The 11,389-nt window shown below is 38.7% G+C and carries 9 protein-coding genes and 1 pseudogene; 1 reads left to right on the top strand and 9 read right to left on the bottom strand.

The window, feature by feature from the left end:
* Positions 1-26: 26 nt before the first annotated feature.
* From I6F40_RS14845 to I6F40_RS14815, 7 genes are all read right to left on the bottom strand, one after another.
* Entirely contained in the window at positions 27-1,247 is a 1,221-nt protein-coding gene (locus tag I6F40_RS14845; RefSeq protein ID WP_002958673.1) for a glycosyl transferase, read from the bottom strand.
* Entirely contained in the window at positions 1,240-2,985 is a 1,746-nt protein-coding gene (locus tag I6F40_RS14840; protein ID WP_197193154.1) for an HAD-IIB family hydrolase, read from the bottom strand. The genes I6F40_RS14845 and I6F40_RS14840 overlap by 8 nt, the downstream gene beginning before the upstream one ends.
* A 145-nt stretch (positions 2,986-3,130) precedes the next feature.
* On the bottom strand, positions 3,131-4,369 hold the full coding sequence (locus I6F40_RS14835; protein WP_007580880.1) for a uracil-xanthine permease family protein: 1,239 nt from the start codon (positions 4,367-4,369) through the stop codon (positions 3,131-3,133).
* Between the two features lie 9 nt (positions 4,370-4,378).
* Positions 4,379-5,008, bottom strand: a complete 630-nt coding sequence (gene upp, locus I6F40_RS14830; protein ID WP_024591723.1) for a uracil phosphoribosyltransferase — start codon at positions 5,006-5,008, stop codon at positions 4,379-4,381.
* Between the two features lie 146 nt (positions 5,009-5,154).
* Positions 5,155-6,111 carry a kinase gene (locus tag I6F40_RS14825; protein ID WP_197193153.1) on the bottom strand — a complete coding sequence of 319 codons (957 nt, stop codon included), beginning with the start codon at positions 6,109-6,111 and terminating at the stop codon, positions 5,155-5,157.
* 131 nt (positions 6,112-6,242) lie between these two features.
* Positions 6,243-7,217 (bottom strand): transposase, encoded by a 975-nt coding sequence (locus I6F40_RS14820; RefSeq protein WP_197193152.1) that lies wholly within the window; start codon positions 7,215-7,217, stop codon positions 6,243-6,245.
* A gap of 119 nt (positions 7,218-7,336) precedes the next feature.
* Positions 7,337-8,311 (bottom strand): transposase, encoded by a 975-nt coding sequence (locus I6F40_RS14815; RefSeq protein WP_166376531.1) that lies wholly within the window; start codon positions 8,309-8,311, stop codon positions 7,337-7,339.
* 101 nt (positions 8,312-8,412) lie between these two features.
* Between I6F40_RS14815 and I6F40_RS14810 the strand changes: the two are divergent.
* Positions 8,413-8,787, top strand: a pseudogene (locus I6F40_RS14810) (transposase); the annotation flags it as partial.
* 37 nt (positions 8,788-8,824) lie between these two features.
* On the opposite strand, the gene I6F40_RS14805 reads toward I6F40_RS14810, so the two are convergent.
* Together I6F40_RS14805 and I6F40_RS14800 are read right to left on the bottom strand one after the other, a co-directional pair.
* Entirely contained in the window at positions 8,825-9,775 is a 951-nt protein-coding gene (locus I6F40_RS14805; RefSeq protein WP_165729605.1) for a hypothetical protein, read from the bottom strand.
* A 279-nt stretch (positions 9,776-10,054) separates the two neighbouring features.
* Positions 10,055-10,678: a hypothetical protein gene (locus I6F40_RS14800; RefSeq protein ID WP_166376530.1), complete on the bottom strand. Its 624-nt coding sequence runs from the start codon at positions 10,676-10,678 to the stop codon at positions 10,055-10,057.
* Positions 10,679-11,389: the final 711 nt, after the last annotated feature.

Raw genomic sequence — 11,389 nt, 5'->3', positions numbered from 1 at the left:
TATAGGCTAGTTAACCTGCACGCAGGTTAACTATATTCTTCGTTATCTAGCTCTACGGCTTCTTTTAAGCGCTCAAGTACGTCTGGCATTGCTGATACAACACGGTTCCAACTTGGCACAAATGGCGCTTCCATTGGGTTTTCTAAAAAGTGTTGCCCTGCTTCCATAATATTTTGTGCAAACATTTCTACTGCTTTTTCTTCTTGGTGTACATCAAGCGTTAACCCGTTCATAAGCGCGTCGTTATGATAGGTTTCAATAAAATCTAGCCCGATACGGTAGTAAGTCGCTTTTAATGAACGAATTGTTTCACTGGTAAAAGTAACGCCTTGTGTTGCCAGCTTTCTAAATAATGCCTTGGTAATATCAATCGACATTTTAGACAAACCTGCACTTTGGTCATCAAGTGAAAGTTCTTGGTGTTTATGATCGTAATTATCGGCAATATCTACTTGGCACAAGCGGTTATGTGAATAATTACGATACATTTCACTCAGTACACCTATTTCAAGGCCCCAGTCACTTGGAATGCGAATATCGTTTAATACATCGCGTCTAAACGAAAACTCACCTGCAAGTGGGTATCTAAAAGAATCCATATATTCAAGGTAGTCGGTATTGCCTAAAATTGTTTTAAAGGAGCGAAGCAAAGGCGTTACTAATAAGCGCGATACACGGCCATTAATTTTGCCATTAGCAGTACGCGGGTAAAAACCTTTACAAAATTCATAGTTAAAACGCGGATGCGCAACGGGGTAAATTAAGCGAGCAAGTAGGCTTCTGTCGTAGGTTAAAATATCGCAATCATGCAGTGCGATAGACTCTACTTCTGCTGTTGCTAATTTATAGCCCATGCAATACCACACATTACGCCCTTTACCCAGCTCGCGTGGGGCAACACCTAGCTCTTGTAATTCTTTATCTAGTGCTTGTAAGCGTGGGCCGTCGTTCCATAATACTTTATGGTTTTGGTTTAGCTCTTTAAAAAAGCCTAGTGCATGACGGTACTGTGCTTCGTCGGCTCTATCTAAGCCTATCGTAATTTGTGATAAATATGGTACTTCGCGTAATTCACTAACTATATTTTGCAGCGCAGGGCCTTCAAGTTCACTAAATAACGAAGGAAGTATTAACCCCATAGGGCGCTGCTTACTAAAAGTAAGTAGCTCTTTTTCTAGGTCTTCTATTGGTCTGTCGGCAATATTATGTAATGTTGTAATAATGCCATTTTGATAAAAATCAGCCATGAGATGTTTGCTCCTCAGAAATACTTAAAATACTGCTAATGCACGGCAACGATGTTATTTCTTCAATCCAGCCCAGCGGTGCTGGCGATTGAGAGTATCGTGCTTTATTGTGCGACAATTTAACCGGCTTTTTACTCGCCGGATTGGCGATAATAATGGCGATATTTGCATGCTCTAACATTTGCTTATCGTTATCGCTATCACCCAATGCAATGACCGTGAGAGGCTTTCTGAAATGATGGGTAAACTGTTTAACTAACCACTGCTGTGCAGCGCTTTTATCGGTATTTTTGGCAATATGAATGAAGCGCCCACCAATTTTTATATCGTAACCGAGTGCTTCAACATCGTTTACAAAGGCTGTGAGTAATTCGTCGTTGCCATACCAATAAAGAGGGTCTGAATAATCGCGGGTTTGTGCGCGTCTTGCTTGCGCATCATCGAGGCCTGTAAGTTCTGATATTTGCTCACTCGATAAGTCACTAAACAATTTGTAATGCGCTTTATAATCCGCCTTTAAAGTATTTAAGTCCTTTAATAAACTAGATAGCGGCTTTGCCATTGCGTAGCACCAGTACGCGCCTATTTTTTTACAACCAATTGGCTTTAATTCAAAATAGTCTTCAGGAATAAATACCGCTGCACCGTTTTCAACAATAAAAGGTTGTTGAATATTTAAATCGTTTTTAAGCTCTATAACTTCGCAAAAAGTTTTACTGGTATTAAACACCACAGGAATATGCGCATTTTGCAGCTGCTGTAATAACTCACCGATATTATTGGTATTGTAATCGGCATGATCGAGTAATGTGCCGTCCAAATCTGTAAAAATAATAGGTTGAAGAGTGTCATCACTCGTTAGGTGCATACCGCTAATATCGCGGTTGCTATCAAGTTCAATTAAAGCATTTGCTTTAGCGCTCAGTGTGTTTAAGTTCTCACGCGTAATGCGCTCAAAATGAGAAATAAAATACACCAATTGCTCGTTAGTCATGGTGCCTGAGCCTTCACCTTTTTTGGCTATTAGCTTTTGTTCTTGCTCTTGTCGCCATGTAAAAACATCACTAAAACTCGGTGCTTTTAGCATAACTGTATAATCAATTAGGTTAAAAACAGCTTTATATTCGTTTGCCAAACAGCTGTTTACACAGCGGCGCCAAACGCCTTCTTTATCAAATTGTTGTTCTAACTCGTTAAGCGGCTCACTCAATGAAAACAACGGTTGTGGCTCACTGCCTACACACCACCCTTCTAAAATAACAATATCAACTGGCTTTTCATTTGTTAGCCAATCACTTGCTGGCACGCAGTCGTCTTCGTGTTTATTAAAACGTGGAAGCGGTACGTTTACCTCTCCTGCCAGTAAGTTAGTTATTGTGTTATTCATTAACGCTACATCGTGAGTACCCGGTACTCCGCGAGTAGTAAAAAGAGGATGTACGTCTTTGGCAAGCTCAGTACGTGCTTGTTTTGCTAAATAAAAGTCATCAATAGACAATGCAACACTGTTAAGTGGTGTGTTTTTAGAAAACCAGGTAACTAAAAAATCAGCGAGTGTTGTTTTTCCTGAGCCTTGGCATCCATTTATGGCAACAAAAATAGGAGTATTTGTTTTTTTAGATTCGAGGATGTCATGCGCGAGTGGAACAAAATATTGCTCACTCAAATATTGATACTTTAAAGGCAGTTGGTGTTTTGCTAAAAACGGGGTTATATCCACAATATTGGCCTCTGACATAGTAACTCCTTTGCATACAATGCGTTCTGGAAGTTAAATGCAGATACTAGACCATTATTATTTTTGTATATTTATTAATAAGTTAAAAAAATAGCGCATTAAAAATGCGCTATTATGGTGCAATCTATTTAGCTAATGTGCAAAATTAAACTTTTTCAGGTTCTGCTTTTGGTAATACTAAGTTAAGTACTATTCCTAAAATAGCGCAGAGGCTTACGCCCTCTAAACTAAATTGGCTACCACCAATATGCATACCACCAATACCACACACCAAAATAAGCGCAACAATACTTAAGTTACGCGGCGCGGTTAAATCATCGCCCGACTTAACCAGTGTATTTAAACCCACTACAGCAATAGAGCCAAAAAGTAGGATCATAATTCCGCCCATTACTGGCACAGGAATAGTTTGCAAACCAGATCCCATTTTAGCTACAAACGCTAAAATAATGGCAATAACAGCTGTCCACATCATTACTTTAGGATTGAAGTTTTTGGTAAGCATAACTGCCCCCGTTACTTCTGAGTAAGTAGTGTTAGGCGGGCCACCAAATAATGATGCCGCAGAAGTCGCAAGGCCATCACCAAACAAAGTACGATGAAGCCCAGGCTTTTTCAAAAAGTCTTTATTGGTTACTTGGCTAATAGCCATCATATCGCCAATATGCTCAATTGCAGGTGCTATTGCTACAGGTACCATAAACAAAATAGCCTGCCATTTAAACTCAGGCCAAGTAAAGTTTGGTACAGCAAACCACTGTGCGTTAGTCACTGCGTCAAATTGCACAACGCCCATACCAAGCGATAAACAATAACCCGCTACAACCCCTGCTAATATAGGTATAAGCTTAAATACGCCTTTTCCCCATACTGCAAAAATAAGCGTAACCACTAACGAGAACAACGAAATATAAATAGCGCTGGTGTAATCAATAATTTGAATACTGCCGTCGCCACTTTTACCCATCGCCATATTTACAGCAACAGGTGCAAGCGCTAAACCAATAACCATAATTACAGGGCCTACAACCACAGGCGGTAAAATTTTATGAAGCGTTGCAACCCCTTTAAATTTTACTAATAAACTTAAAAGCATATAAGCAAAGCCCGCCACCATTAAGCCGCCCATAGTGGCCGGCACGCCCCACATTTGCACAGCGGCAATAATAGGTGCAATAAAGGCAAACGATGAAGCTAAAAATATAGGCACTTGGCCTTTAGTCACTACCTGAAACAGCAAAGTACCAATGCCTGCGGTAAAAAGCGCAACATTAGGATCCAAGCCCGTTAAAAGCGGCACTAATACCAGCGCACCAAATGCTACGAACAGCATTTGCGCGCCCGTTAAAATAGTTTTTATTGAAAAGGTGTCATTATTTTGCACTTAAGACTCCTAAACAGTACCGAATATTTTGTCGCCCGCATCGCCTAAACCAGGGATAATATAGCCCTTTTCGTTTAAGTGGCTATCTACAGAGGCTGTAAATATTTCTACATCTGGATGAGCTGCAAGCGTTCTCTCTACACCTTCTGGTGCAGCTACTAATACAATTACTTTGATTTCTTTACAGCCTGCTTTTTTAAGCATATCGATTGTGGCAATCATTGAGCCACCCGTTGCAAGCATAGGGTCAATAACTAAGCTTAAGCGCTCATCAATATTACCTACTAGCTTTTCAAAATACGGTACTGGCTCTAATGTTTCTTCGTTACGTTCAAGACCAACAACACTTACTTTAGCCGCTGGTAATAACTGCATTACACCGTCCATCATGCCAAGACCAGCACGCAAAATAGGCACTACGGTAATTTTTTTACCTTTAATATGCTCTACTTTTAATTTATTGCCATCCCAGCCTGTAATTTCGTTATCTTCTAACTGTAGGTTTTTTGTTGCTTCGTAGGTTAATAAAGTACCTACTTCAGAACATAATTCACGAAAGCTTTTAGTGCTAATACCATGCGCGCGCATTAGGCCTAATTTATGTTGAACAAGAGGGTGAGAAATAACGTGAATAGCCATGATGTAAACCTAGTGATAGAAGAATTTGCGGTATTTTATATTAAAAAAGGTTATTTGACCTGTAGTTTTAAAGAGATTTTCATACATCGTGCCAAAATGTATTGTTTTGCTTGATATTTATGCAAGCCATCAACCCTTTGTGTTTATTAAATGTTACGCGCTAACCAGCTGTTTACTTGCTGTTGCATATAACTATTTATTTTTTGATGCTCGGGGCTCCAGCCGGCTAAAAACCGATAAAAGTCAGCCCATGCAGCAGGCCATAAAGCGAGCCAATTGTCAGCTATTTTATCGGCAGGTGCCCAAGGGTGATAAGTAGCAATAGCAGCCTTTAAATTATCAAAATAATACGCAAGATACTCATCAGCGCACTCGTATAATGGCGTATCACTTAAGCAACTGGTCATAAAATACATTACATCAATTATCCCGCAACCTGCACCTATATACTGAAAATCATAACCGAGTATTTCATCGCACTCATTTGCTGCAAAATTAGCAAGTTTTGCATCGCCATGAATCAGCGTTTTGTACGCACAACGTTGTAGTTGCTCATCTATTTTATGTGCAGCATTTTTAATATCGGACTTTTTATCATCTGCTGTTTTAAGTTTATTAAACTCATCTGGTCGTGTGCTTAAATGCCAATAATTACCTTGCTGCCATAACCCATCAGCGGGCTTATTTAAGTTAAACGCATGAAAGTGTGCAAGCCATTTTAATATAGATTTAACATGTTGCTGCCCTGCTTGAATAAACCCATGTTTGGTGAAGTCTTTAAACACCAGCGCATATTCATCGCCTTTATTAATTGCGCTTATACATTCAATACTTTGCGCATATTTTGGTAAATGCTGGCTATAAAGCTTATAAAAAGTGTATTCAACGCTATAGGAGTACTGCTTTCTTTTAAGTGCAACTTCGCTTTGTTTAATTTTAGGATGACTTATATAGCTTGGAATTTTAATCGCCTTAATAACGCATAGCTCATTATCAAGCTGGCACTGCACAATACTGCCACACCCACTCCAAAGTGATGTAAGCGTATCGCCAATTTTAATGTGCTTAAAATGAGGTTGTAATAAAGGAATGTAAAATGCCATGGTAAAAATAACTATCCGTTTGTTTTGCTTTGCTTAAATTAGACCCACTCTTTACGAGCTATGAGTCTAAATTGCACGTATGAAAATGGCTACATAATTGCAGTTTTAATTTTTACTGAGTAGTTTAAGTTTTATGCCAGTAGCTTTTCGCAGTTACTGATATTCGCTCGCCGCTTTCGCTTTAAGTTTTCACAATAACCTTCTTGTGAGGCTGGCCTGCCCACTGCACCATGAAATACGCGCGTAAATTGGGTTGTAAGCTTTAACCAGTTTTCTGGAGATATATTCACCCTTTCTAGTAAAGGCAAGTGTGTACTCTCAATATACCCTCGCTTGTCTTCTCGTATACAACGTCCTGTCAATTCAACAAGTTCAAGGTACGATTTAAGCTCAAACGGGAGTCCTTTTGGCATTATTTGACGTGACACGCCTGCAAAGCGAAGTAGTTGTTTTGGTTGTTTGCTATCCTTTGCGCATGTTAAACGCTTTTGTACGCTGGTATGGTCTGACTCTTCTGGTGTGTTAGCCATTTTAGCTCTAATGGGATTTAAATCGACATAGGCCATGCAAGCTGCAAGTGCGGCTTCATCTAGAAGTGCTTGCGATTTGAATCTGCCTTCCCAGAATCTACCCGTGCAGTTATCTTCTTTATTTGCTCTGCGCGCAATGTCTTCATTTAATAACCGCATAAACCAGCTGATACTTGCTAAGCGCTCGCGGTATTGCTTAACCGTTTGATTGAAAAAGATGAGTTCAACTTTACTTAGCTTTTCACCTTGTACATATTTTTGCGTTAACAATGTGCCTTTGCAGAGTTTATGCCAGCGAATAATAATCGCTTTATCATTCAGCCTATTTGCTTTCTTATCATCAACATACAGTACTAAATGGGTATGATTACTCATAACGGCATAAGCACATACATCAATACAAAATATCTTAGCTAACTCAAACAGTTTGTCTTCAACCCACCCTCTGCGGTGCTCGTAAGATTGACCAGTAAAATGGTCTTCACCGCACAAAAAAGCACGGCGTACGCAACGTGATATACAGTGGTAGTACTTTGTATCAACCAAACTTACTTGACGCTTTCTTGCGATTGCCATAAGACACCCTGCTTGTTTTTTGCACTAAATAAAGGCTAGTCTTTAACTTCGAAAAGCGCAAAATTTAGAGTGGGTGTCTTGTTTATTTCTTTGAATAGTTTTACTGAGTAGTTTACGTTTTATGCCAGTAGCTTTTCGCAGTTACTGATATTCGCTCGCCGCTTTCGCTTTAAGTTTTCACAATAAGCTTCTTGTGAGGCTGGCCTGCCCACTGCACCACGAAATACGCGCGTAAATTGGTTTGTAAGCTTTAACCAGTTTTCTGGAGATATATTCACCCTTTCCAGTAAAGACAAATGTGTACTTTCAATATACCCTCGCTTGTCTTCTCGTATACAACGTCCTGTAAATTCAACAAGTTCAAGGTACGATTTAAGCTCAAACGGCAGCCCTTTGGGCATAATCTGACGTGGCATACCTGCAAAGCGAAGGAGTTGTTTTGGCTGCTTGCCTTCTTTTGCGCATATTAAGCGTACTTGAGCGCTGGTATGGTCTGACTCTTCTGCCGTTTTAGCCATCTTGGCTCTAATGGGGTTTAAATCTACATACGCCATACAGGCGGCAAGTGCGGCTTCATCTAGTAATGCTTGTGAGCTAAATCGCCCCTCCCAAAACCTGCCAGTACAGTTATCTTCCTTATTTGCTCTGCGAGCAATATCTTCATTTAACAACCGCATAAACCAGCTAATACTTGATAGGCGCTCTCGATATCCCTTTACTGTTTGATTAAAAAAGATAAGTTCAACTTTACTTAGCTTTTCACCCTGTACATATTTTTGCGTTAACAATGTGCCTTTACAGAGTTTATGCCAGCGAATAACAATCGCTTTATCATTCAGCCTATTCGCTTTCTTATCATCAACATACAGTACTAAATGGGTATGATTACTCATAACGGCATAAGCACATACATCAATACAAAACACCTTAGCTAACTCAAGCAGTTTGTCTTCAACCCAGCCTCTACGATGCTCGTAAGACTTGCCTGTAAAACGGTCTTCGCCACATAAAAATGCACGGCGTACACAACGTGAAATACAGTGGTAGTACTTTGTATCAACCAAACTTACTTGACGCTTTCTTGCGATAGCCATAAGACACCCTGCTTGTTTTTTACACTAAATAAAACGTAGTCCTTAATTTAAAAAAGAGCAAAATTTAGGATGGGTGTCACTGTTAATTGCTTTTCACTGTTAATTGCTTTATTCAAAGTGTGCCTGGCGTTGGTAATGTTGTCGCGTTTAACTTACTTAGTGACATGCCTGAGCTTGGGTGTGTAAACAATAAAGAGGCTGCATCACTAGTTGGTGTTGCACCATTTAATCGAGAAAGTGGTGCTTATCAGGGTAAACGGATGATACGAGGTGGACGACCGAAAATTAGAACCGCAATGTATATGGCAATGATGTCAGCTATCCAATGTAACCCTAAATTTAAAGCTATTTATCATCGGCTAGTCGCGGCAGGGAAACCTAAAAAAGTGGCTATTATTGCCTGTATAAGAAAGCTTATAGTAATCATAAATTCTATGGTGAGAGATGGTGTCATGTGGGATCCTAAAATGGCTTGAAATTAGGAATTGACACCATAGTCACTTGTTATGTGCCTTATTTAACTCGATACCTGAATAATACAAGGTTATCTAAAACAAGATTGCTTGACCAAATAAATGAAGCACCAGAACCTGAGAACTGTTCTTGGAAATTCATATAAGCTTTCTTATTATTAACACCAATTTCATCTTCCGTAAATTCCACTGAATTTGGCCAAGATAAGTAACTTTCGTTTAATTTCCAATTTACTGGGATATCCCAATGTAACGAATAGGTCTCAATATACTTATCCGCACCATTGGTACTGCATTTTGTTGTTAAACGCTGATCTCCTATTTCTTTAGCACACTTCAGATCATAAACAGGAGAGGTATAAAAAGTTTGAGCTGACCATTTAGAATTGGTTTTCGTACCATCTGAGAAGCTTGCAATAAAGCCACCGTCTCCAGGGTGAAAACGTTTACCACGGTTATCTTCACTACCCAAGCCTGAATTTTCTTCCCAATCAACAACTTTGATTGCTATATCATATGGCTTTTTAACTTTAAATTTCACGATATTGGAATTAAAAGGAGTAAAAGGTATAGGATCCACGGCTATTAACTTACCGTTTATAAATAATTCAAAGTAATTATCTGCAAATATGTACCCTGTAATAACTTCCCCATCTTTATCTACTTCTATGATAGGTACGGACGACAAGTTAACCTCAGATAAAGATTTTGGGGTTACCTTCGAGCATTCATTATAAAGGTCTGTGGCAAAATTCTTTTGTTCATATTGAACCTTTGCAGGAACAAGATATTCAATATTATCATATTTTTTAATGCCGACTGGAGACGGACGTGAACGTCCGTTTTTACAGGTAAATAACGTTGAAACGTTGACTTCAGCCTCACCTTTAATTACATGAGCAGTCCCAGCATAATCACTAGAACTAGCTGATGACGAAAAACTTAACATAGTAAATAACGATAGTACCGAAAATTTAATTTTAATATTCATAAATATTCCCATATATAGAAGAGCCAAAGCATAGGCACATAACGAGACTGTAGAATAACTCCAACAGCCAAATTCAATTAAAAAAGCGAGCTCCTGTAGTTAACTCTAAGCGTTTTTAAAGCATTAGGTAATGCATTTGGAACCCATAAAACAGGCTGTTTTTCTTAAAAATGAGTAATTCTACAGCCTCAACGCCCCATTAAGAGGCTAAAAATTTTTGGCTAAAATCAGCGAGGTACGAGCAGTAGCCAACTGTTTTTAGTCCTTTTGAATGGCTTGTTATGTACCTGTAACTTCATTATTTAATTTAATTTTTTCAAATTCACGATGATAAGACTGAATGCCAATACCACATTTACCATCAAATGCCTTACCCAATCTAATTAAAGCGTCAACATTAACAGCCTCTAAAGGGTCTATAGTACCATCAGACCAGTTAGCAAAGTCGTTTATCACCATAGCTGAAGATAACTCTATATTCTCAGGCCATTCTGGTTGTGCTTTATTAGTATAATAATCAAGTTTACGTAATTCTTTTTTATCTAATAATACGTAAAATTTATGACGCCAATATTCTTCTTGTTCTGCACAGATTAATTTATACGTTTCTGTCTTAATTAAGTTTTTTAATTTTGTATATCTCATGATATGTCGAGCCGCGGTAAGCCAATTTAAGCGACTTGCTCGAGGTACTTCTTCGTATTTCCCTTCAGTTAATGTTTCAAACCCCCAATCAAGAGAGCTAACCGCTTGATTAAGGATTTCTTTATCTTGTAATGCTTTATCATCTTCTTTTCTTTTTAAGTTAGAGGTTCGATAATTTAAGTAAGCTATGATGATAGATATAAGTGTTAGACCAGAAATAACAGTTTTTAAAAGTTCATAATTGATATCGATACTCAACGCCTCCAAGGTACATAACGAGACTGTAGAATAACTCCAACAGCCAAATTCAATTAAAAAAGCGAGCTCCTGTAGTTAACTCTAAGCGTTTTTAAAGCATTAGGTAATGCATTTGGAACCCATAAAACAGGCTGTTTTTCTTAAAAATGAGTAATTCTACAGCCTCAACGCTCCCATAAGCCGTGAGCTGTGCTGGCACTATTTGTTGCGCCTTTGTTTTTTGCAACCAATGTGACAGTGTTGCGAATCAGCTTCATGGGCTTGTTATAAGTTGCTTGTTACTCGCTATCCGAAAATGAGGAGCCTAAGCCACCAGGGTCATTTACCTTTAACCCCTTATCAGGAGCACTAGGAACAGGACCCTGAGTAATTGAAAATCCAACTATGGGTCCAATAATTGGTAACAATACGATAAGCCACCTTTGACCATTGAGTCTATCAATTTTTCTTACAGTAAACTTATTCCGCTTGCCTTGTGACAAACTTCGTACCTTTCTATAAATTGTGCATAATGCAATCGCGGCACACATGAAATGGATGCCGAATAATATAGATATAATTACAGGTAAGTTGATTTCAATCATGACTTATAACGAGCCTGTAGATTAACTCGTTTTTTATTTGTTTTTATTGATAAACAAACCATAGCTGAGTTCCTATTTTGGTTCAATCGATTACTGTATTTTTACGCAGCATATAAAGAAGTGTTTG

The sequence above is a fragment of the Pseudoalteromonas sp. SWXJ133 genome (assembly GCF_015864365.1).
GTDB lineage: Bacteria > Pseudomonadota > Gammaproteobacteria > Enterobacterales > Alteromonadaceae > Pseudoalteromonas > Pseudoalteromonas arctica.
The sequence above is the reverse complement of the archived record's forward strand: the minus strand, read 5'-3'. Positions and strand labels throughout refer to the sequence as shown.